General features: G+C 69.1%; 16 protein-coding genes. 6 read left to right on the top strand and 10 right to left on the bottom strand.

Annotation, left to right across the window (positions count from 1 at the left end):
* The first annotated feature begins 85 nt into the window (after window positions 1-85).
* From ACX938_RS09055 to ACX938_RS09045, 3 genes are read left to right on the top strand one after another with little or no spacing between them, the layout of a single operon-like run.
* On the top strand, window positions 86-832 hold the full coding sequence (locus tag ACX938_RS09055; protein ID WP_459430803.1) for an RNA methyltransferase: 747 nt from the start codon (window positions 86-88) through the stop codon (window positions 830-832).
* A 59-nt stretch (window positions 833-891) separates the two neighbouring features.
* A complete protein-coding gene (ctaA, locus tag ACX938_RS09050; RefSeq protein WP_459430802.1) occupies window positions 892-2037 on the top strand; it encodes a heme A synthase in 1146 nt (381 codons plus the stop codon).
* Window positions 2034-3509 (top strand): carboxypeptidase M32, encoded by a 1476-nt coding sequence (locus ACX938_RS09045; protein ID WP_459430801.1) that lies wholly within the window; start codon window positions 2034-2036, stop codon window positions 3507-3509. Before ctaA ends, ACX938_RS09045 begins: the two co-directional genes overlap by 4 nt.
* Window positions 3510-3807: 298 nt before the next feature.
* Here ACX938_RS09045 and ACX938_RS09040 read toward each other — a convergent pair whose 3' ends face one another.
* Window positions 3808-4671, bottom strand: a complete 864-nt coding sequence (locus tag ACX938_RS09040) for a LysR family transcriptional regulator (protein ID WP_459430800.1) — start codon at window positions 4669-4671, stop codon at window positions 3808-3810.
* Window positions 4672-4969: 298 nt separating this feature from the next.
* Window positions 4970-7729, bottom strand: a complete 2760-nt coding sequence (gene gyrA, locus ACX938_RS09035) for a DNA gyrase subunit A (protein WP_459430799.1) — start codon at window positions 7727-7729, stop codon at window positions 4970-4972.
* A 196-nt stretch (window positions 7730-7925) separates the two neighbouring features.
* Between gyrA and ACX938_RS09030 the strand changes: the two genes are divergently transcribed.
* Window positions 7926-8195, top strand: coding sequence for an usg protein (locus ACX938_RS09030; protein WP_232751953.1), 270 nt, complete (start codon window positions 7926-7928; stop codon window positions 8193-8195).
* 672 nt (window positions 8196-8867) lie between these two features.
* On the opposite strand, the gene ACX938_RS09025 is transcribed toward ACX938_RS09030, so the two are convergent.
* Both ACX938_RS09025 and ACX938_RS09020 read right to left on the bottom strand, forming a co-directional pair.
* A complete protein-coding gene (locus ACX938_RS09025) occupies window positions 8868-10061 on the bottom strand; it encodes a UbiH/UbiF family hydroxylase (RefSeq protein ID WP_459430798.1) in 1194 nt (397 codons plus the stop codon).
* Window positions 10062-10228: 167 nt separating this feature from the next.
* On the bottom strand, window positions 10229-10870 hold the full coding sequence (locus ACX938_RS09020; protein WP_232751951.1) for a pyrimidine 5'-nucleotidase: 642 nt from the start codon (window positions 10868-10870) through the stop codon (window positions 10229-10231).
* A gap of 101 nt (window positions 10871-10971) precedes the next feature.
* Here ACX938_RS09020 and ACX938_RS09015 point away from each other — a divergent pair, with 101 nt between their 5' ends.
* The gene (locus tag ACX938_RS09015) at window positions 10972-11616 is read left to right on the top strand and encodes a GntR family transcriptional regulator (protein ID WP_232751950.1); all 645 of its coding nucleotides are present in this window, start codon (window positions 10972-10974) and stop codon (window positions 11614-11616) included.
* Between the two features lie 168 nt (window positions 11617-11784).
* On the opposite strand, the gene ACX938_RS09010 is transcribed toward ACX938_RS09015, so the two are convergent.
* The gene (locus ACX938_RS09010) at window positions 11785-13656 is read right to left on the bottom strand and encodes a glycosyltransferase family 2 protein (protein WP_459430797.1); all 1872 of its coding nucleotides are present in this window, start codon (window positions 13654-13656) and stop codon (window positions 11785-11787) included.
* Window positions 13657-13738: 82 nt separating this feature from the next.
* On the bottom strand, window positions 13739-14896 hold the full coding sequence (gene carA / locus ACX938_RS09005) for a glutamine-hydrolyzing carbamoyl-phosphate synthase small subunit (protein WP_459430796.1): 1158 nt from the start codon (window positions 14894-14896) through the stop codon (window positions 13739-13741).
* A 188-nt stretch (window positions 14897-15084) separates the two neighbouring features.
* On the opposite strand from carA, the gene ACX938_RS09000 reads away from it, so the two are divergent.
* Window positions 15085-15546, top strand: coding sequence for a GatB/YqeY domain-containing protein (locus ACX938_RS09000; RefSeq protein ID WP_232751947.1), 462 nt, complete (start codon window positions 15085-15087; stop codon window positions 15544-15546).
* Window positions 15547-15549: 3 nt separating this feature from the next.
* Here the strand turns inward: ACX938_RS09000 and ACX938_RS08995 are convergent, their stop codons facing one another.
* The 4 genes from ACX938_RS08995 to ACX938_RS08980 form a co-directional block, all read right to left on the bottom strand.
* Window positions 15550-16452, bottom strand: coding sequence for a hypothetical protein (locus tag ACX938_RS08995; RefSeq protein WP_459430795.1), 903 nt, complete (start codon window positions 16450-16452; stop codon window positions 15550-15552).
* Window positions 16452-16949 (bottom strand): DUF2244 domain-containing protein, encoded by a 498-nt coding sequence (locus ACX938_RS08990; protein ID WP_459430794.1) that lies wholly within the window; start codon window positions 16947-16949, stop codon window positions 16452-16454. Before ACX938_RS08990 ends, ACX938_RS08995 begins: the two co-directional genes overlap by 1 nt.
* A gap of 1114 nt (window positions 16950-18063) precedes the next feature.
* Window positions 18064-19737 carry a cytochrome c oxidase subunit I gene (ctaD, locus tag ACX938_RS08985; RefSeq protein ID WP_232751944.1) on the bottom strand — a complete coding sequence of 558 codons (1674 nt, stop codon included), beginning with the start codon at window positions 19735-19737 and terminating at the stop codon, window positions 18064-18066.
* Window positions 19738-19895: 158 nt separating this feature from the next.
* Window positions 19896-21452 carry an alpha-amylase family glycosyl hydrolase gene (locus ACX938_RS08980; protein ID WP_459430793.1) on the bottom strand — a complete coding sequence of 519 codons (1557 nt, stop codon included), beginning with the start codon at window positions 21450-21452 and terminating at the stop codon, window positions 19896-19898.
* Window positions 21453-21530 lie beyond the last annotated feature (78 nt).

Raw genomic sequence — 21530 nt, 5'->3', positions numbered from 1 at the left:
CAGACGTGGCGCGCGCGGCGTTTCAGCCAAAGGGGGCAGGGCGGCGATGCTTGCGGGGGCGCGGCGGCGCGGCTATAGGCGCGCCATGCCCAGCCCGACGCCCCAACCCGACTACGTTCTCGTGCGCCCGCAGATGGGCGAAAACATCGGCGCGGCGGCGCGGGCGATGTGGAACTTCGGGCTCGACCGGATGCGGCTGGTCGCCCCGCGTGACGGCTGGCCCAACCCCGCCGCCGACGCCATGGCCAGCGGCGCCGGGCGGCTTCTGGACGAGGCGCAGGTCTATCCCAGCACCGCCGAGGCCGTGGCCGACGCCGATTTCGTCCTGGCCACCACCGCCCGGCCGCGCGGGCTGACGAAGCCGGTCTATTCCCCCGAAGCGGCCCTGGCCGAGACCGCCGAGCGCACCGCTCGCGGCGAGCGGGTGGCGGTGCTTTTCGGGCCCGAGCGCGCGGGGCTCGAGAACGCCGATATCGCGCTGGCCAACGGCATCGTCTCGGTGCCGGTGAACCCGGAGTTCCCCTCGCTCAACCTGGCGCAATGCGTGCTGCTGACCGCCTACGAATGGCGCCGCGCCACCGCCGAGGTCACCCCGCGCGCCACCGCGCTGGCGGGCACCGACTGGGCCAACCAGGCCGAGGTCTCGGCCCTCGCGCGGCACTACGAGGAACGCATGGACGCGGCCGGCTTCTTCTTCCCCGAGCACAAGGCCGAGGGCATGAAGCTCAACCTCCGCAACCTCTGGAGCCGCATGCCGCTGACCCGCTCGGACGTGCAGACCCTGCACGGCATCCTGCGTCAAATGGTGCGGTGGAAAGACCGGGGGGGCTGACTTGAAGCCCCATGTCCCCGGGCCTACTGTCCAGCCGACATCTGCCGAGGGCCTTTTCCATGAGCAAATCCCGCAAGCTGTTTGAGGAAGTCGGCGCGGAAAGCGCCAAGGACCGCCCGCGCGAGACCGGCCTGATCGACAAGGGCCGGCGTGGCGCGCGGGGCGCGATCCGGGTCTGGCTGATGATGCTCTTCGGGCTGGTCGCGCTGATGATCCTGATCGGCGGTCTGACCCGGCTGACCGACAGCGGGCTGTCGATCACCGAATGGGCGCCGGTGGCCGGGGCGCTGCCGCCCATGGATGCGGCCACCTGGAACCAGGAGTTCGAAAAGTATAAGCAGATACCGGAGTATCGCCTGCAAAACGTCGGAATGACGTTGCAGGAGTTCAAGTTCATCTACTGGTGGGAATGGGGCCACCGGCAGCTCGGTCGGGTCGTGGGCCTGGTCTGGGCGGTGGGTTTCCTGGGCTTCCTGGCCACCCGCAGCATCCCGCCGGGCTGGACCGGGCGGCTCTTCCTGCTGGGCGTCCTCGGCGGCACGCAAGGCGCCATCGGCTGGTGGATGGTCTCCTCGGGGCTTTCGGGCGACCGGATCGACGTGGCGAGCTACCGGCTGGCGACGCATCTCGGGCTCGCCTTCGTGATCCTCGGGGTGATCTCCTGGCAGGTCTTCCAGCTTGGCCAGCCCGAGCGCGAGCTGCTCCAGCGCCGCCGCAACCGCGAGGGCAAGCTCTTCTCCATGGGCACCGGGCTCATGCATTTCGTCTTCCTGCAGATCCTCCTGGGGGCGCTGGTCGCGGGCATCGACGCGGGCCGCAACTACACCGACTGGCCGCTCATGGCCGGCGGGATCTTCCCGCCCACGCCCTTCGAGATCGAGCCGATCTGGCGCAACTTCTTCGAGAACGCGGGCACCGTGCAGTTCATGCACCGCGTCGCGGGCTACCTGCTGTTCATCTTCGGCCTGGTCGCCTGGCTGCGCGCGCGCCGCTCGCCCAATGCCGACACGCGCTTCCGCTTCAACGCGGTCATGGCGATGATGACCCTGCAGATGGTGCTGGGCGTGGTCACCGTGCTTTACGGCGCGCCGCTCGAGATCGCCATCGTGCACCAGCTCGGCGCCGTGGCGCTCTGGGTGCTGATCATCCGCGCGCGCTTCGGCGCGGGCTACCCGAAACCGCAATCCCTGCGAGGCCAAGCATGACCGCCTATTCCGATCTCATGGCATTCCAGCGCGAGACCGAGGCCCTGGCCCAGGTGGCCGGGCGGCTCGGCTGGGACCAGGAGACCGTGATGCCCAGGGGCGCCGCCGACCAGCGGGCCGAGGAGATGGCCGCCATGGAGGCCATGCTGCACGCCCGCCGCATCGACCCGCGCATCCCCGAATGGCTCGACCGGATCGAGGAGGGTGCGCTGGACGAAGTGGCCCGCGCCAACCTGCGCGAGATCCGCCGGGCGCATGTCCGCACCGCCAAGGTGCCGGCGAAACTGGCCGCGGAGCTGGCCCGCGTGACCTCGGTCGCCCAGGGCGTCTGGGCCGAAGCCCGCGCGAAGGACGACTTCCAAGCCTTTGCGCCGACGCTGAAAAACGTCCTGGCGCTGAAGCGCGAAGAGGGCGCGGCCCTGGCCGATGGGGGCCATGTCTACGACGCGCTTCTCGACGATTACGAGCCCGGCGCGACGGCCGAGAGCCTCGACGCGATGTTCGGCGCGCTGCGCCCGCGCCTCGTGGCGCTGCGCGAAAAGGTCCTGGGCGCACCACAGCCGCAGGCGCTCAGCGGGCAGTTCGACGAGAGCCGCCAGATACAGCTCTCGCGCCAGATCGCCAAGGTCTTCGGCTACGACATGAGCCGGGGCCGCGTCGACAAGGCGGTGCATCCCTTCTCCTCGGGCTCGGGCATGGACGTGCGGATCACCACCCGCACCGCCGAGGACGACCCGTTCAACTGCCTGTATTCGACCATCCACGAGGTCGGCCACGGCAGCTACGAGCAGAACATCGACCCCGCGCATCTCCTGACGCCGATCGGGCAGGGCGCCTCCATGGGCGTGCACGAAAGCCAGAGCCGGATCTACGAGAACCAGCTCGGCCGCTCCGAGGCCTTCTGCTCCTGGCTGCACGCGCGGATGACCGAGGCCTTCGGCCCGCTGGGCGTCGAGGATGCGCGCGGCTTCTACCGGGCGGTGAACCGGGTCCACAACGGCTACATCCGCACCGAGGCGGACGAGGTGCAATACAACCTGCATGTGCTGCTGCGCTACGATCTCGAACGCGCGCTGATCTCGCGTGATCTCGAGGTGGCGGACCTCGAGGTGGCCTGGAACGACCGTTTCGAGGCGGACTTCGGCTACAAGGTCGACCGCGCCTCGAACGGCGTCCTGCAGGACGTGCATTGGTCGGTCGGGCTGATCGGCTACTTCCCGACCTACACGCTGGGCAATGTCTACGCGGGCTGCCTGCACCAGGCGCTGCGGCAGGCGGTGCCGGGCCTCGACGGGGACCTGGCCAAGGGCGATTTGTCGAGCGCCACCAACTGGCTGCGCGACAAGGTTCAGGTGCACGGAGGGCGCTTCACCCCGCGCGAGACGATCCGCAACGCCACCGGCGCCGAGCCCGAGGAAGGCCCGCTGCTGGATTACCTCGAGGCGAAGTTCGGCGACCTTTACGATCTGTAAAAGGCGGGCCTTCGGGCCCGCGCCGCACCCCGGCGACACCCCTAAGTGACCCACAAAAAAAACGGCCCCCTTGGGGGCCGCGTCAGGTCTACGGTGTGCAAGTGTGGTGCCTGTGGCCTGAAGGGCTGCCCGCCGAAATAAGCGGACCACGCAAGACGGCGCGTCATGGAGGACGCGAGACCCCGCAGCACAAGCGGAACTGGTTACCGGGAAACTGAACTCTAGCGAAAAGAGTTACCGTCTTTGCCGTGCCCGGCAAGATGCGGGCCATCAAACCCGCGCTTGCAGAAATGGGAGGTCAGGCGCTGCGGCGGAACTTGCGCTGCGTGCCTTCGATCTGGCTGAAGCAATACATGATCCAGTCGACCACCCGGCGCATCACCGGGTCCGAGCGGCGGGTCTCGTGATACATCACCCAGAACTCCGCCTCGTAGGAGGGCAGCGTGGGGTCCGCATAGGTCAGATCCGGGTCGTTCAGCGCCATGACGTCGGGCAGGGGGCCGCAAAGGCCGGTGACCTTGATCAGCCCGTAGAGCGCGCCGAAATTCTCGGTCCGCACCACCGGGTCGCAGCCCATGGCATCGAGCGCCATCTTCTGCACCGGGGTCTCGTCGAAGGCCTCGGCGAGGCCGATCCAGCCCTTGCCCTCCTGCGGGCCGGCGACGGTGCGGAAGAGGTTGAAGTTCAGCGCCCCGGCCTTGCGGGTGATGATCCGCCCGGCCTCGGGCGCGCCGAACTGCACCACCACGTCATGTTCGCCCAGCCCCTCGCGGATGAGCCGGTCGTTGAAGGTGATCTCGATGCCGGCGAGGTCCGCCGCGCGCTCCTGGATGAAGGGGATCAGCACCTGCGAGGTGATCACCGGCGGCGAGCCGATGGTGATCGGCACCACGTGGTCGCTGCCCGCCGAGGCGCGGGCGTTGAGCGCGGTCTGCAGCTCCCCGTCGAAGGTCTGGGCCAGTTCGATCAGCTTCTCCACCGAGGAGGAGGGCTGCCAGCCATGGGCGGTCTTCACGAAGGCGGCTTCGCCCAGCGTCTCGGAGAGCCGTTCGATCCGGCGCGAGACGGTGGCCGTGTTGGTGCCCAGCATCTTGGCGGCGGCGGTCATCGTGCCGGTGCGCGCCAGCGCCACGAGAAATCGGAGGTCGTCCCAGTTGTCCATGATCGCGCGGATCCCCAAACTGCCTGCCGTGCCCGGGGTGCGCCGCGGCGTCCTCCGGGGCAGAGAGACCGCGTTCAACCGACGCGGCACACCGATTGGATCGAGGTGTTTCTGCGGTTGCAATATCGCAGGGAGATCGCAATCGCGCAATTGCAAAAAGCGTTAAGTCTGGGTTTCGGGTCGGGTTTTCGGGGGCGGGGTGCCACGCGGTTGGCCCGGCGCCCGAGACAAAAGCGGCCCGACCTTGCGGCCGGGCCTGCTTGTCTGCCTGTCCAGAGGGCCCGCGCGGCCCGGCCCGTCAGCTCTCCTCGGAGCCCGCCGCGCCGTCGCCTTCGCCCTCGGCCTCTTCGTCCTGTTCGGCGATCCAGGCCACGGAGACCACGGTCTCGTCCTTGCCGGTGTTGAAGACCTTCACCCCGCCGGCCGAGCGCGACCGGAAGGAGATGCCCTCGATCGGCACCCGGATCGACTGCCCGCGCGAGGTGGCGAGCATGATCTGGTCGTCGATCTCGACCGGGAAGGCCGCCACGACCGGGCCGCCGCGCATGCTCTTGTCCATGGCCTGCACGCCCATGCCGCCGCGCCCGCGCACCGGGTAGTCATGGCTCGACGAGAGCTTGCCGGTGCCGCCCGCGGTGATCGTCAGGATCAGGTTCTCGGCCGCCGACATCTCGGCGTAGCGCTCCTGCGGCAGCGGGCTGTCGGCATTGCCGTTCTCGTCCTCGTCGGCCTCGCCCTCCTCGGTGACGCCGGCCATCAGGCGGCGCATCTTGAGGTAGGCGGCGCGTTCGTCGGAATCCGCCTCGAAGTGCCGGATCACCGCCATGGAGACCACGTGGTCGCCGTTGGTCAGCCGGATGCCCCGGACGCCGGTGGACTTGCGGCCCTTGAAGACCCGCACGGCGGTGGTCGGGAAGCGGATCGCCCGGCCGCTGTCGGTGACCAGCATCACGTCGTCCTCTTCCGAGGCGATGCGCGCGTTCACCAGGCTCACGTCCTCGGGCAGATCCATGGCGATCTTGCCGTTGCGCATGACATTGGTGAAATCCGACAGGGCGTTGCGGCGCACGTCGCCCGCCGAGGTGGCGAAGACGATCTGCAGGTCGGCCCATTCCTCCTCGGGGCGGTCGACCGGCATGATCGCCGCAATCGAGACGCCCGTCGGGATCGGCAGGATGTTGACGATCGCCTTGCCCTTCGAGGTCCGCCCGCCGAGCGGCAGCCGCCAGGTCTTGAGCTTGTAGACCATCCCGTCGGTGGTGAAGAACAGAAGCTGGGTGTGGGTATTGGCCACGAAGAGCGTGGTGACCGCGTCGTCTTCCTTCAGCTGGCCGCCCGAGAGCCCCTTGCCGCCGCGCTTCTGGCTGCGGAAATCGGCCAGCGGCGTGCGCTTGATGTAGCCGCCCTGGGTCACGGTGACGACCATGTCCTCGCGCTCGATGAGGTCCTCGTCCTCCATGTCGCCGGACCATTCGACGATCTCGGTGCGGCGCGGCACGGCGAAGAGGTCGCGGACCTCGCGCAGCTCGTCGGAGATGATGCCCATGATGCGCTCGCGCGAGCCGAGGATCTCGAGGTATTCCTTGATCTTGCCGGCCAGCTCCTCGAGCTCGTCGGTGACCTCCTTGACGCCGAGCTGGGTCAGGCGCTGCAGGCGCAGCTCGAGGATCGCGCGGGCCTGCGCCTCGGAGAGGTTGTAGGTCCCGTCGTCGTTCATCGTATGCGTCGGGTCGTCGATCAGCCGGATGTAGGGCGCGATCTCCTCGGCGGGCCAGCGCCGGGTCATCAGCTTCTCGCGGGCCTCGGCGGCATCCTGCGAGGCGCGGATCGTGGCGACCACCTCGTCGACGTTCGAGACCGCGACCGCCAGACCGCAGAGGATATGGCTGCGCTCGCGCGCCTTGCGCAGCAGGTAGGCAGTGCGCCGGGCGACCACTTCCTCGCGGAAATCGATGAAGGAGGTCAGGAACTTGCGCAGGGTGAGCTGCTCGGGCTTGCCGCCGTTCAGCGCCAGCATGTTGCAGCCGAAGGAGGTCTGCATGGGCGTGAAGCGGAAGAGCTGGTTCAGGACCACGTCCGGGGTGGCGTCGCGCTTCAGCTCGACCACCACCCGGACGCCCGAGCGGTCGCTCTCGTCCTGGACGTGGGCGATGCCCTCGATCTTCTTGTCGCGCGCGGCCTCGGCGATCTTCTCGATCATCGCCGATTTGTTCACCTGGTAGGGGATCTCGTCGATGACGATGGCATAGCGGTCGCGGCGCAGCTCCTCGACCCGGGTCTTGGCGCGGATGATCACCGAGCCGCGGCCCTCGAGATAGGCTTTGCGCGCGCCCGAGCGGCCCAGCATCAGCCCGCCGGTCGGGAAGTCGGGGCCGGGGACATACTGGATCAGCTGCTCGGTCGAGAGGTCCGGCTCGTCGATCAGCGCCAGCGTCGCCTCGACCACCTCGCCGAGGTTGTGCGGCGGGATGTTGGTCGCCATGCCGACGGCGATGCCGCCCGCGCCGTTGACCAGCATGTTCGGGAAACGCGCCGGCAGGACGGTGGGCTCGCGGTCCTTGCCGTCGTAGTTGTCCTGGAAGTCGACCGTGTCCTTGTCGATGTCGGCCAGCAGGTAGCTCGCCGGCTTGTCCATGCGCACCTCGGTGTAGCGCATGGCCGCCGGGTTGTCGCCGTCCATGGAGCCGAAGTTGCCCTGGCCGTCGAGAAGCGGCAGCGACATCGAGAAGTCCTGCGCCATGCGCACCAGCGCGTCGTAGATCGCGCTGTCGCCGTGGGGGTGGTATTTACCCATGACGTCGCCCACGGGACGGGCCGACTTGCGGTAGGCCTTGTCGTGGGTGTTGCCGGTCTCGTGCATGGCATAGAGGATCCGCCGGTGCACCGGCTTCAGCCCGTCGCGCAGGTCCGGGATCGCCCGGCTCACGATCACGCTCATGGCGTAATCGAGGTAGGACGACTTCATCTCGTCGAGAATGGAGATCGAGGGCCCGCTCGGGGCCGCCGGCTCGGGCGGCGTCTGGCCTTCGTTTTCAGGCGGTTCGGGGGTATCGGTCACGGATGCGGTCTGCCTGTGAATATTCTATATGTTGTTGATCTCTGTATAACAGACCGCAACAGAAAGGTGCAATGCGCCGCGCGATTTCCGCATGTGTTGGCAGCCGACAGGGAGTGATGCTAACAACCTGTTTTTGTTGATTTTTCAGCGCTTCGTGGCAAGGATTCTTCTCCCAGAGGTCAACGAGGAGAAAAAAATGGCTGCGAGCGAGACCGAACTCATGCTGCAGGGCTACGGGCTGACGACGGCGGAGATATTCTACCGCATGCCCGACTACAAGAACGTGCTGAACACCTTCGTCTGGCAGGAATACGACCTGGCGCCGGATCACCCCAAGCTCTTCGGCTTCATCGAGTTCTGGCAGGACCGTATCGAGGGCCCGCTGCATTCGGTGCGCTTCACCCACCGCAAGATGATCGCGCCGGGAGAGTGGCGCAGCGTGGTGGGCGAGCTGTCCTATCATTGAGGGGTCGCGCGGGGCTTCGGGCCCTGCGGGGCTTTGAGCGGTAGGCTGTGGGCGCGCGCGGTGGGGTGCGGTCGTCTCGATCACGCCCTCCCAGCGAGGGTGCGCAGGTCTCCACGACGCCTGATCTCGCGCTCTCAGGAAAGGCGCGCAGGGCTCCACTGCATCCGGCCCCGCCCTCTCATTGAAGGCGCGCAGATCTCCACTGCGCCCGATCCCGCCCTCTCAGAAAGGGCGCGCACCGGACCGGGGGCCGGCGCTGCCGACCTCTGAGCTGCGCGCTTTATCCACACAAGGTCAGGACTAGGGGATAGCTAAGCGCGCCACCCGAAAGAGCGCCGGCCCAAGGGGCCGGTCCGGCGCGCGCCCGGCACCTTCGGTGCTATTCGGGCGCAAGGGGGTGGGCTGGGGTTTGAGGCGTCTTGAGCGGGTTTGGGCGAGGGGATGCGGCAGGGAAGGCTCCGGTGCGCACCGTGCCCTAGGCGCTGCGCTTCGAGGTAAGGTCATGTCCCGAGCCGCAATCCGCACCACCGCGCGCCGGCAGCGTCACCATCCGCAGGCCCACTCACGCTCGAAAGCGACCGCAACCGATACTGCGCCACATCGCCCACATCCCCCGCAGCACCAAGCCTCCCGCTGCCGCCGCACATCCCCCGCAGCCACCAAGCCCCCGGCTCACGCCCCCTTCGCGCCGAGCCCCAGCTCCATCAGCGCCCGTCGCAGGGGCGCTGCGTCGTGCAACAGCCCCAGGCCCTTGGCGCGCGCCGCCTGCAGCATCGGCAGGCCCTGCTGCGAGGCGCGGTTCAGCACCGCGATCCCCTGCATCCGCAGCTTGATATCCGGCGCCCGCCGCCGTGCGTAATTCGACAGCATGGCGGCATCACCCAGACCCTCGGGCCGGGCCTCGGCCAGCTCCAGGAGCGTCGCGAGATCCTTCAGCGACATGTTCAGCCCCTGCGCGCCGATCGGCGGCATGACATGGGCGGCCTCGGCCACCAGCGCCAGCCGCTCGCCCGCCAGCCGCTCGGCGGACTGGATCACGATGGGCCAGAGCGTGCGCCGCGAGGCCAGGCGCAAGGGCCCGTACATCGCCGCCGACCGCGCGGTCATCTCGGCCTCGAACTCCGCGGTCTCGAGCCCCGCCAGCCGCTCGGCCTCGCCCGCCCCGGTCATCCAGACCACCGCCGAGGAGGGGCGCCCCTCGAAATCCGGCAGCGGCACCAGGGTGAAGGGCCCGCCCTCGCGGTGGATCTCGGTCGAGACATTGCCATGCGGCGCCGCATGGGTGACCGCGAAGGCCAGGGCCTTCTGGCCGAAGCGCGTGGTCGAGACGCCGATGCGCGCGGCCTCGCGCATGGGCGAGCCGCGCCCGTCGGCGGCCACCACCAGCCGGGCCCGGACGCGGGTGCCGTCCGACAGCCCGACCCGCGCCTCGCGGGTGCGGGTGAAGAGCCGCTCTGTCGCGGTGCCGGGCCGGTAGTCGACCCCGGGCAGATCCTCCAGCGCCGCGGCCATCTCGCGGCGCAACAGCCAGTTCGGCAGGTTCCAGCCAAAGGGCGCCTCGGAGATGTCGCCGGCGTCGAAATCGCGGGTCATCACCGGGTCCTGGCTGGCGTCGGCGATGCGCATGATCTGCAGGGGCGTGGCGTGATCCGCGAGCCGCTCCCAGAGCCCGGCGCGCGCGAGGAAGGCCCGCGCGGGCTGCAGGAAAGCGGTAGTGCGCAGGTCGGCGCCCTCGGCGGCGCGGTCGGTCACCGGCGGCGCGGGGTCGACCACGCAGACCGAGAAACCCGCCCGTCCGAAGGCCGAGGCGGCGGTCAGCCCGGCGATGCCTCCGCCCGAGATCAGGATGTCGACGTCCATGCTCATGCCTTTCGTTTTGCGGAAAGTTAGGCGCGGCGCGCGGCTGGGACCAGACCCGCGCGGGCCTTTGCCGCAGCCGCGCAGGACAGCCGTTCCGTCATGCCAGGCTTGCGACGCCGCACTGCCCGGGCGCCCTCAGTCCACCCGCGCAGGCTTTCACCGCCCGCCCGATCTCAGACCACCCGCCCGAGGAACCCCGCGAGGTCGTCGGTGTGGAACTGGATGTGCTCGGCCGGGGCGGGCTCGGGCGCCACATGCACCGTGCGCATCCCCATGGCATGCGGCGCGGCGAGGTTGCGCGGGTCGTCCTCGAACATCGCCGCGCGGGTCGGCTCGATGCCGTCGCGCGCCAGGATCGCCTCGAAGGCGCGGCGCTCGGGCTTCGGGGCGAAATCCGCGTGTTCGACGCCGTAGACCGCGTCGAAGAGCCCCTCGAGCCCGCGTGCCTCGATCACCCGGCGGGCATAGGGCGCGGTGCCGTTGGTGTAGACGATGCGCCGCCCGGGCAGCGCGGCGATGCCCGCGGCGAGCCCCGGGTCGGGCGTCAGCCCGTCGAAGGAGATGTCGTGCACATCGACCAGGTAGCCCTCGGGCGAGACGCCGTGCAGCGCCATGAGCCCGGCCAGCGTGGTGCCGTAATCCGCCCAGTAGCGCTTGCGCAGGCGGTTGGCCTCGTCGCGGGTGACATTGATCTCGCGCATCATCCAGTCGGTCATGCGCACCTCGATCTGGTCGAAAAGGCGCGCCTCGGGCGGATAAAGCGTGTTGTCGAGGTCGAAGATCCAGGTCTCGACGTGGGAAAAGCGTGACTTCATGGCCTCCGAGCTAAGCCGATGCGCGGGGATGCGCAATGGCGGGCATTGCCAGCGGGGCGCGCCGGGGCCTATCGTCACCCGGTTCGGTTCACAAATTCATCATGCGAGACAAACCCTTGCCCCAGCGCGACGCCTATTCGCTGATCCTCGAAGCCATCGACATGGGCACCTTCCGCCCCGGGGACCGACTGGTCGAGAGCGACCTGGCCGAACGCTTCGGCGTCTCCCGCACGCCGATCCGCGAGGCGCTGCAGCGGCTCGAGACGCAGTCGCTCCTGACCCGCGACGGGCGCTCGCTGATCGTGGCCTCGCTCGATCACAACCAGATGTCCGAGCTTTACGCCGTGCGCACCGAGCTCGAGGGGCTGGCCGCACGGCTCGCGGCGCGCCACGCCACCGAGGAAGAGATCGAGGTGCTGGGCGGCATGGTCGAGGAGGACCGCGCGCGGCTCTCCGATCCTTCGGCGCTGTCCCGCGCCAACCGGCGGTTTCACAAGCAGATCCACCTGGCCTCGCACAACCGCTTCCTGGTGCAGCAGCTCGACCTGGTGCATCGCTCCATGGCGCTGATGGCGACCACGTCGCTCGCCGCCGAGGGGCGGGGCGAGAAGGCGCTGGCCGAACACGCCAGCATCGTCGACGCGATCCGGCGGCGCGACGAGGATGCCGCCTACCGGGCGCTGCGCGATCATATCTCGGTGGCCTTCGTGACCCGGTTGAAGCTCGACGCCGCGCGCGACGGGTGAACGGGGAGCTCCGGCGGGGCGGCAGCGCATCGCGCGCGGCCCGCGCGACATGAGCTGACCGTAACGCCCGCGCGTCACGACCTACCCGCAACGCCAGCGCGTCGCGACCTGCCCGTAGCGCCCGGGTGCCGACCTGCCGGAAACGCCCCACACCCTAGCCCCCAAACCTCACCCCTTCGGCACATCCGCGCCGGGGGCATCGGGCGCCGAGGCGCCGTGCTGGGTCTTGTCCCAGTAGAAAGGCCGCCAGATGACCTCCCAGATCGCCTTCCAGGCCGCCGCGGTGCCCAGCGGGTAATAGAGGATCAGGCTCGGCACCCAGGGCATCAGCCCGGTGTGCGGCGTGCGCGAGATGGCGATCAGGCTTGCCAGGACCGAGACGCCCTCGGCGGTGATGAACAGCGCGAAAAGCGCGCCCAATGCCTCGGGCGCCAGCACCGCCTGGGCGGGATGCGGCAGCCCCGCGAGGATCAGCCAGAAGGACCAGAGCGCCGGCGCAAGCAGGAACTGCAGCAGCGCGCCCAGGAACAGGATCTGCACCCCGCCCGCGCGCCAGGGCCCGAGGTCCCGCAAAAGACGCCCCGGCGCGCGGCTGTGCGCCGCCCAGGTCATCGCGTAGCCCTTGAGCCAGCGCGAGCGTTGCTTGACCCAGGGCAGGGGGCGGTTGTTGGCCTCCTCGCGGGTCACCGTCGGCACGATCTCGGTGCGGAAGCCCTGCCGCGCGAGCCGGATGCCGAGGTCGGCGTCCTCGGTCACGTTGAAGGCGTCCCAGCCGCCCACCGCCTCGAGCGCGGCGCGGCGGAAATAGACCGTCGTGCCGCCCAGCGGCACCGGCACCCCGAGCCGCGCGAGCCCCGGAAGCTGCATGCGGAACCAGCTCGCGTATTCGATGGCGAAGCAGCGCGAGAGCCAGTTGGCCTTGGGGTTATAGAAATCGAGGACGCCCTGCAGGCAGGCGACCTCGGGGCCGCGGGCGCGGAAGCGGGCGACGATGCGCTCGACCTGGTCGGGGGCCGGGGCGTCCTCGGCGTCGAGCACGCCGATGATCTCGGCCCGGGTGAAGTTCAGCGCGTAGTTCAGCGCCCGCGGCTTGGTGCGGAGCCGCCCCTCGGGCACCGTCACGATGCGGCACCAGCCCGGCAGATCGGCCCGCGCCAGCGCCTCCGCGGTCATCCGGTCGCTGTCCTCGAGCACCAGGAGCACCTCGAGCGCGCTGCGGGGATAGGTGAGCCGCCCGATCCGCTGGGCGAGCGCCGGGGCGATGTCCGACTCGTGGAAAAGCGGCACCAGGAGCGCCACCCGCGGCAGCGGCGGCTCGGCCGGGGGATCGGGCGGATCGGGATGGCGGCTGGCGATCAGCGCCGCGACCCGCAGCGCCTGGCTGGCCAGGAGCGAGAGCGTCGCCAGCGCCAGGAGGCTCGCGAATAGCGCCAGCGGCGCCACCCAAAGGAGCCCCACGGCCAGCGCCGCGATGCCCAAGGCCAGCGCCCGGCGGCCCGGGCCCGTCGCGCCGAACTCCCGGCAGGAAAGCGGCTCGGGCAGGGCCGTCTCGGCCCGGTCGATAAGCTTGGCGCCGTGGCGCGCGCCGATCTCGTCCAGGATGTCGGCCTCGGCGGCCATGCCCATGCGCATCGCGAAGCCCAGGGGTTCGAGCGCCCGGGCGGCCTCGGCAAAGCCCTCTTCGCTGGCCGCGGCGATCAGCAGCGTCTTGCCGCGCAGCCGCCAGGGCAGGGCCGAGGCCGAAAGCGCGATGTCCACCGGAAGAAGCCCGGCCAGCTCGGGGTCGGGCGGGTCGCGCAGCGGGTCGAGATAAGGCGCCCCGGCCGCCGCGCCGCGGCTTTGCGCCAGCTCGGCGGCGGAGGCGAGCCCGCGCGCCAGGAGCACCTGCGACAGCGCCACCTCGGTGCGCGCGGCCTCCTGCAGGGCCGAGACCATGTCCCGGGCCGAGATCCGCCCCCGCGCCAGCAGAAGCCCCGGCGCCGTGGCGCCGACCGCCCGGTCATGGTCCTGTCGAAACTCTGTCTGCCGTTGAACCTGCACATGCGCCCCCGCGACAAGTCACGGGGGCAGCATAGGCGCGCCCAGGCTTAACGAGCCCTTAACGGGGCCGATAAAATTCGGCTCAAACCTGTGCGGCTTCGGGTTTGCGGGCGGCCATGGAGGTGGCGAAACGCTCGAAGAGGTAGAAGCTGTCCTGCGGGCCGGGGCTCGCCTCGGGGTGATGCTGGACCGAGAAGACCGGCTTGCCGGAAAGGCGGATGCCGCAGTTCGACCCGTCGAAGAGCGAGACATGCGTCTCTTCCACCCCGGCGGGCAGGGACTGGCTGTCGACCGCGAAGCCGTGGTTCATCGAGGTGATCTCGACCTTGCCGGTCTCGTGGTCCTTGACCGGGTGGTTGGCCCCGTGGTGGCCGTGGTTCATCTTCACCGTCTTGGCGCCGAGCGCCAGCGCCAGCATCTGGTGGCCGAGGCAGATCCCGAAGACCGGCAGCTCCTTCTCCAGGACGCCGCGGATCATCGGCACCGCGTATTCCCCGGTCGCCGCCGGGTCGCCCGGGCCGTTCGACAGGAAGACACCGTCGGGGTTCAGCGCCAGGACCTCTTCGGCGCTGGCGGTGGCGGGCAGGACGGTGACGTCGCAGCCGGCGCTTGCCAGGCACCGCAGGATGTTGCGCTTGGCGCCATAGTCGATGGCCACGACCTTGTGCTTGGGCGCCTCCTGGCGCTTGTAGCCCTCGGGCCAGGCCCAGCGCATCTCGTCCCAGCGGTAGCTCTGGGCGCAGGTCACGTCGCGCGCCAGGTCCTGGCCCTCGAGCCCGGCGAAGCCGCGCGCCTTGGCGACCAGCGCCTCGGTGTCGAAGTTGCCCTCGGGGTCATGGGCCAGCGCCACATGCGGCGCGCCCTGCTGGCGGATCGCCCGGGTCAGCCGCCGGGTGTCGACGCCGCCGATGGCGATCCGGCCGCGGCTGGCGAGCCAGTCTCCGAGCTCCTGCGCGGCGCGCCAGTTCGAGCTTTGCGTCGGCATCCATTTCACCACCATGCCGGCGGCCACCGGGTCGCGGGTCTCGTCGTCCTCGGGGTTGACGCCGGTGTTGCCGATATGCGGGAAGGTGAAGGTCACGATCTGCCCGGCATAAGAGGGATCGGTCATGATCTCCTGGTAGCCGGTCATCGCGGTGTTGAAGCAGAGCTCGGCCACCGTGTCCCCGGTGGCGCCGAACCCGTGACCGTAGAACAGCGTTCCATCGGCCAGGGCGAGGCAGGCTGTGGGCTTGGTCATGGGGGCGCTCCTGCTGTGTCGGTAAATTGACCCGTATCTAAGGAGAGCCGCGCATGCGGTCAAGTGCGCGGAATTTTGGCAAATTCAAGCGTTTTCAATGGCTTGACCTTGCGGCCCGCGATGTTGCGCGCGGAGCGGGAAATCAGTAGGTTCAGCCTTTGGCATAACTTCGAAGGACAGCTCACCCGATGGACCTGCGCACACGCATCACCGCCGCGATGAAACAGGCGATGAGAGACAAGGATGCCGCCCGTCTTTCCACGCTGCGCCTGATCAACGCCGCGATCAAGGACCGCGACATCGCCGCCCGTGGCGAGGGCCGCGAGGACGGCGTCGGCGACGAGGAGGTGCTGTCGATCCTCTCGAAGATGGTCAAGCAGCGCCGCGAGAGCGTGAAGACCTACGAAGAGGGCGGGAGGCTCGACCTCGCCGCCCGCGAAGAGGCCGAGATCGCGGTGATCGAGGAATATCTGCCGCGCCGGCTCAACGAGACCGAGGTCGATGCCGCCATCGACAAGGTGGTGCGCGACACCGGCGCCTCCTCGATCCGTGACATGGGCCGGGTCATGGGCGAGCTGAAGCAGCGCTACTCGGGCCAGATGGATTTCGGCGCCGTGGGCGCCCGGGTCAAGGACCGGCTGGCGGGCTGAGGCTCAGCCGAACTCCTCCGCGACGGCGCGCCTATGGGCCGCCACGCGGGTGGCGTATTTCGCCACGAAGCGGGTCTTGAAGGAGACCCGCCCGCGCCGGGCCCCGAAGTTTTCCCCGTGGTTCAACTCGTAGAGCACCGCCGGCGCCGGCAGGGCGCGGAGCGGCAGCCCCGCGAGCCGCGCGAGATAGGGAAACATCCGGTGCTCGTGCTGCCACATCGCGCCGAGGAATGCCGCGCTTTGCGGCAAGGCGGGGTCGTGATGCAGCGCCGCGCAGGAGCCGCAGAGCTTCCAGAAGGCGCGCTGGCGCGGGGCCGAGAGGCTCGCCGGGCGCGCCACCGCGACCTCGCCCGTGGCGACATCGCGAACGAAACCCGTCTCGACCAGCCAGCCCGGCCCTTGGCCCTCCAGCATCCGCGCGACCGTGCCCTGGCGCAGGAGGTCATCAGCATCGAAGCTCATGGCGAAGGCGGGGGCCTCGGCGTTTTGGCCGAGGTCGCGGGCCAGGGCCGCGAGCTTGCGCCACTTGTCGTTCCCGGGCGTCGCATCGTCGAAGGGCAGGTGGCGGATGCGGGCATCCTCGGGCAGGGGCGGGGCCTCCTGGCAGCAGATCACCGCCTCCCAGTTCGGGTTGTCCTGGGCGCGGAAGCTTTGCAGCGTGCCCGCGAGCCGCGCGGTCACCGCCGCCCAGTCGCCGACCTGCGCGGGCGCGACCAGCGGGATGAGGAAGATCACCTTCTGCGCCGGGCGCCGGGGCGTGTCGTCGCGAGCCGCGCGCAGCGCCAGCGCCGCGCGTTCCGAGGCCTGCAGCCCGCCCGAGCGCGCCACCGCCTTCGGCCCGAAAAGCCGCGCCGCGGTCAGCCGCTGCCAGCGCATGGTCTTGGGGGTCGCGGGCACCTGGGCCATCAGGCGAGCCAGATCCGGCCGAGCCGCTCGCTCAGCTCCGCAAACAGCGCCTTGCGCTCGTCCTCCGAGAGGAAGGCGCCGATCTCCACCTCGCGGCCGCCGCCGGTCAGGGTGACGTAGTTCGGCACCGGCCCGCCGGTCTGGTGCAGCGCCACCCGCGCCCAATAGGGATTGCAGGCCCAGTCGCGGGCGTCGCCCTTGGGATCGTAGCGCACGAGTTGCAGCTCCTCGGGGGTGATCTTCAGGATCTCCAGGATCCGCCGGTCGGCCGCGTTGCGCTGGAGCGCGTAGTAGAGCCCCGCCGTGGCCAAGAGCAGGAAGGGCAGGAGCCCCCAGAGCAGCGCCGTGCCGAGGAGCCCGTAGAGCGGCAGTGTCGCCATGGTGAAGGTCGCGAGGACGAAGGCCGCGAAGCCCTTGGGCGGCAGCGAGTTATGCGGCCAGAGCGTGAGCTCTCCGGTCGGGGCCAAGGCGTCGTCATGGGTCCAGCGGTAGGGCATGGCCGGGTTTTAGCACCCCGCGCGTGGGTGTCGAACGGTGATTTGTCGCGGGATGGGGGGGTGAGGTGGCGGTGGAGAGTGATCTGGTGGGGCGCCCGGGTGGTGCGCAGGGTCGCTGGTGTTGTCCGCGACGTCTCGCAGTTTCCCAAACGCTGCAAAACATGCTGTTCAAGAAGTTCGGTGCGAGCCCTGACAATCAAGCTGCTCCGACACTGCCAATCGCCCACCGCGCCGAACACCCATGCCCCCCTTGCGCCCGAATAGCATCGAAGATGCCGGGCGCGCGCCGGACCGGCCCGATGGGCCGGCGCTCCTTGGGTTGGCGCGCTTAGTTCGCCTCTAGCCCTGACCTTGATGGGATAAAGCGCCTCGCTCGGAGGGCAGCAGCGCCGGCCCCCGGTCCGGCGCGCGCCCTCTGTTCGGGCGGGTTGAGAGGGGGCGGGGGCGGCCTTCGATGAGTGCACGTGACGCCGTAGGTTCGTGCCGGGCCCGCGCTTCGAAGCGCTGCGTCTCAGGCTCTCGTTCAAAGCTTGATATGAGGTGGGCAGCTGCGACGTCACCCTGGTTTCTCTTGAACACTCGGGCTCCCCGCACAAGGCTGGCCGCCCATGCCCCCCTTGCGCCCGAACAGCACCGAAGGTGCCGGGCGCGCGCCGGACCGGCCCCTTGGGCCGGCGCTCCTGTGGGGGGCGCGCTTCGTTCATCGCTAGCCCTGACCTTGTGGGGATAAAGCGCATTGCTCGGAGGTCGGCAGCGCCGTCCCCCGGTCCGGCGCGCGCCCTCTGTTTGGACTGGTTGAGAGGGGGCGGGGGCGGCCTTTGATGAGTTAGAGAAAGACCGTCGGTTGGTCCCGGGATCGCGTTCGGAGGAGCTGCGTCTCAAGCCTTCGATCATTGCTGGTTGGGAGGAGGGCGAGCGCCAAAGCCATCGGCAGGCTCTGTAACTCACCCACCTTCAGCGCCTGTCTGCTGACCACCCGCGATCATCCGAGCCCCTGCGAACGCTATGTTCAGAAACACCCTCCAAACCCAAACTCCAACCCCACACCCCCCCAACAAAAAAGGGCCCCGCCGCAGCGGAGCCCCTTATTCTCAACCTCAACCCGAGGGAAGGATCAGTGGGCGTGGCCCTTGTCCCAGTCCTCCTGCTTCGGCAGCTGCTCGAAGGTGTGCTCCGGCGGCGGCGAGGGCAGGGTCCACTCGAGCGTGTCCGCGTATTCGTTCCAGGGGTTCGCCTCCTTGGCTTCCTTGCCCTTGAACAGCGCGTAGAAGATCACGCCGAAGAAGAACAGGAAGGACGCGAAGGAGAGGAAGGCACCCCAGCTCGAGACGTAGTTCCAGAGGGCATAGGCCTCGGGATAGTCGATGTAGCGGCGGGGCATCCCCTGGCGGCCCAGGAAGTGCTGCGGGAAGAAGGTGATGTTGGCCCCGATGAAGAAGGTCCAGAAGTGCAGCTTGCCGGCCCACTCGGGGTACATCTTGCCGGTCATCTTGGGGAAGTAGAAGTAGATCCCCGCGAAGATGGCGAAGACGGCGCCCAGCGACATCACGTAGTGGAAGTGCGCGACCACGTAGTAGGTGTCGTGATAGGCACGGTCGACGGCGGCCTGGCTCAGCACGATGCCGGTGACGCCACCGAGCGTGAAGAGGAACAGGAAGCCGAAGGCCCAGAGCATCGGCGTCTTGAACTCGATCGAGCCGCCCCACATCGTCGCGATCCAGGAGAAGATCTTCACCCCCGTCGGCACCGCGATGACCATGGTCGCCAGCATGAAGTAGCTCTGCTGGGTCAGCGACATGCCCACGGTGTACATGTGGTGGGCCCAGACCACGAAGCCGAGCGCGCCGATCGCGATGATCGCCCAGACCATCGGCAGGTAGCCGAAGATCGGCTTGCGCGAGAAGGTCGCGATCACGTGGCTGATGATGCCGAAGCCGGGCAGGACCACGATGTAGACTTCCGGATGGCCGAAGAACCACAGGATGTGCTGGTAGAGCACCGGGTCGCCGCCGCCCGCGGGATCGAAGAAGGTGGTCCCGAAGTTGCGGTCGGTCAGCAGCATGGTGATCGCACCGGCCAGGACCGGCAGCGCCAGCAGGATCAGCCAGGCGGTGACGAAGACTGACCAGGCGAAGAGCGGCACCTTGAAGAGGCTCATGCCCGGCGCGCGCATGTTCAGGAAGGTGGTGATCACGTTGATCGCGCCGAGGATCGAGGAGGCGCCCGAGACGTGCACGGCGAAGATCGCCAGGTCCATCGACAGGCCGCCTTCACGCACCGAGAGCGGCGGGTAGAGCACCCAGCCCACGCCCGAGCCGAGCTGGCCGTTGCCGCCCGGCGAGAAGACCGAGCAGACCGCCAGCGTGGTGCCGGCCACGTAGAGCCAGTAGCTGAGGTTGTTCAGACGCGGAAACGCCATGTCCGGCGCGCCGATCTGCAGCGGCATGAAGTAGTTGCCGAAGCCGCCGAAGAGCGCCGGGATCACCACGAAGAACATCATCAGGATGCCGTGGCCGGTGATCATCACGTTCCACAGGTGGCCGTTGGGCGTGCATTCGCCCGCGGCGGCGGGCAGGAGGCGGGCGCCTTCCATGCACATGTACTGCACGCCGGGCTCCATGAGCTCCATCCGCATGTAGACGGTGAAGGCGACGGAAATGAAGCCCGCCAGCGCGGCGGTCACGAGATAGAGGATCCCGATGTCCTTGTGGTTGGTGGACATGAACCACCGGGTGAAGAAGCCCCGGTTGTCTTCGTGTTCATGGCCGTGAATGGCGGCGTCTGCCATATAAGCCTCCTCAGCGTGACGGAATGGGGGGCGCGCGGCGCGCCCCCTTAATCGCGGGTCGTTTTAGGCAAATCGCTGCCGGGCGGCAATGACCGCTTTCGTCGCAGCGGGGATAAATTTGTCGCACGTTTGCCGCGCCTTTGTCCGGCGGGGGCCCTTCAGCCCGCCCGCGTGACGCGTCCCTCGCCGGGCCGCAGCCGCCCGCCGGCCTCGGCACCGGGATGGGTGGAGACCAGAAGCGCCCCCGCCAAGTCGATCTCGGCCGGGGTCGTGCCGGTGTTGAGCGCCACCTCGAGGCGCGTCTCCCCGAGCCGCCGGGTGTAGCGCAGCACCGCGCCCTCGGCCCGGACCTCCTCGAGGCTGCCGCGGGTCAGCGCCGGGGTCTCCTTGCGGAGCGCCAGGAGCGTCCGGGTGAAGGCCAGCATGCTGGCTTCGTCCTCCTCCTGGCGGGCGACGATGCGGGCCGCGCCGAGGTCCATCGGCAGCCAGGGCTCGACCGTCGAGAAGCCGCCGAAGGGCGCCTCTTCCCAGGCGATGGGCGTGCGCACCGGATCGCGGCCAAGCCCCTGGCCGGGCACGTTTTTCTCCCAGGGGTCCTGGACGCGCTCGGGCGGGATCGTGACGTTCTCCATGCCCAGCTCGTCGCCCTGGTAGATCGTCGGCGTGCCGCGCAGGGTCAGGAGCATGAGCATGGCGTTGCGGGCCTGGGCAGCGCCGACGCGGCTGGCGATCCGGGCGCGGTCATGGTTGCCGAGCACCCAGTTCGGCCAGGCGCCCTCGGGCAGGGCGGCCTCGTAATCGGCGATCAGCCCGGCCAGGGTCTCGGCCTCCCAGGGGGCCTCGATCAAGAGGAAGTTGAAGGGCTGCTGGAAGGCGTCGAGTGCATCGCCGTAGTATTTCATCACCTGCGGGATCTCGCCGTAGGCCTCGCCCACCAGAAGCCGCGGCGGGTCGTATTCCTCGGCCACGGCGCGCATCTCGCGGGCGATCTCGAAGATCACCGGCAGGTGCTTGGTGTTGGTGCCGAGATGCGAGCGCGCGGGGCCCATGCTTTCGACCCACTCGGGGTTGGGCGGGTTGTCGCCCGCCTCGGGGTCGGGGGCCATGTTCTCGACCGCGTCGACCCGGAAGCCGTCGACGCCGCGGTCGAACCAGACGCGCATCACGTCGTACATGGCCGCGCGCAGCTCGGGGTTGCGCCAGTTGAGCGAGGGCTGCTCGGTCAGGAAGATGTGCAGGTAATACTGGCCCGTGGCCTCGTCGAGCGTCCAGGCGGGACCGGCGAATTCGCTGATCCAGTTGGTCGGCGGGCCGCCGTCCGGGCCCGGGTCGCGCCAGACGTACCAGTCGCGCTTGTGGCTGTCCTTGGAGGCGCGGGCCTCCTGGAACCAGGGGTGCTGGTCCGAGGTGTGGCTCGGCACGAAGTCCAGAAGCACCTTCATGCCGCGGGCATGGGCTGCGGCGGTCAGGCTTTCGAAGTCCTCGAGCGTGCCGAAGGTCGGGTCGATCCCGGTGTAATCCGAGACGTCATAGCCCGCGTCCTTCATCGGCGAGGGGAAGATCGGCGAGATCCAGATCGCGTCGATCCCGAGCCTCGCGAGGTAGTCGAGCCGGGATTCGATGCCCTTGAGATCGCCCACGCCGGTGCCGGTCGTGTCCTGGAAGGAGCGGGGGTAGATCTGGTAGATGACGCCGTCTTTCCACCATTCACGCATGATGCCTGTCCTCTGGTCGGTCTTAGGGTCGCGGTGTGATTGGCCGCGAAACTGGCGAGATGTGACGGAAGATCAAGC

Source organism: Roseivivax sp. (assembly GCF_054552075.1).
The sequence above is the reverse complement of the archived record's forward strand: the minus strand, read 5'-3'. Positions and strand labels throughout refer to the sequence as shown.

Coding starts and splice junctions, on each gene's coding strand:
- ACX938_RS09055 (WP_459430803.1), top strand. CDS start 86: ATGCCCAGCCCGACGCCCCAACCCGACTACGTTCTCGTGCGCCCGCAG.
- ctaA (WP_459430802.1), top strand. CDS start 892: ATGAGCAAATCCCGCAAGCTGTTTGAGGAAGTCGGCGCGGAAAGCGCC.
- ACX938_RS09045 (WP_459430801.1), top strand. CDS start 2,034: ATGACCGCCTATTCCGATCTCATGGCATTCCAGCGCGAGACCGAGGCC.
- ACX938_RS09040 (WP_459430800.1), bottom strand. CDS start 4,671: ATGGACAACTGGGACGACCTCCGATTTCTCGTGGCGCTGGCGCGCACC.
- ACX938_RS09030 (WP_232751953.1), top strand. CDS start 7,926: ATGGCTGCGAGCGAGACCGAACTCATGCTGCAGGGCTACGGGCTGACG.
- ACX938_RS09025 (WP_459430798.1), bottom strand. CDS start 10,061: ATGAGCATGGACGTCGACATCCTGATCTCGGGCGGAGGCATCGCCGGG.
- ACX938_RS09020 (WP_232751951.1), bottom strand. CDS start 10,870: ATGAAGTCACGCTTTTCCCACGTCGAGACCTGGATCTTCGACCTCGAC.
- ACX938_RS09015 (WP_232751950.1), top strand. CDS start 10,972: ATGCGAGACAAACCCTTGCCCCAGCGCGACGCCTATTCGCTGATCCTC.
- carA (WP_459430796.1), bottom strand. CDS start 14,896: ATGACCAAGCCCACAGCCTGCCTCGCCCTGGCCGATGGAACGCTGTTC.
- ACX938_RS09000 (WP_232751947.1), top strand. CDS start 15,085: ATGGACCTGCGCACACGCATCACCGCCGCGATGAAACAGGCGATGAGA.
- ACX938_RS08995 (WP_459430795.1), bottom strand. CDS start 16,452: ATGGCCCAGGTGCCCGCGACCCCCAAGACCATGCGCTGGCAGCGGCTG.
- ACX938_RS08990 (WP_459430794.1), bottom strand. CDS start 16,949: ATGCCCTACCGCTGGACCCATGACGACGCCTTGGCCCCGACCGGAGAG.
- ctaD (WP_232751944.1), bottom strand. CDS start 19,737: ATGGCAGACGCCGCCATTCACGGCCATGAACACGAAGACAACCGGGGC.
- ACX938_RS08980 (WP_459430793.1), bottom strand. CDS start 21,452: ATGCGTGAATGGTGGAAAGACGGCGTCATCTACCAGATCTACCCCCGC.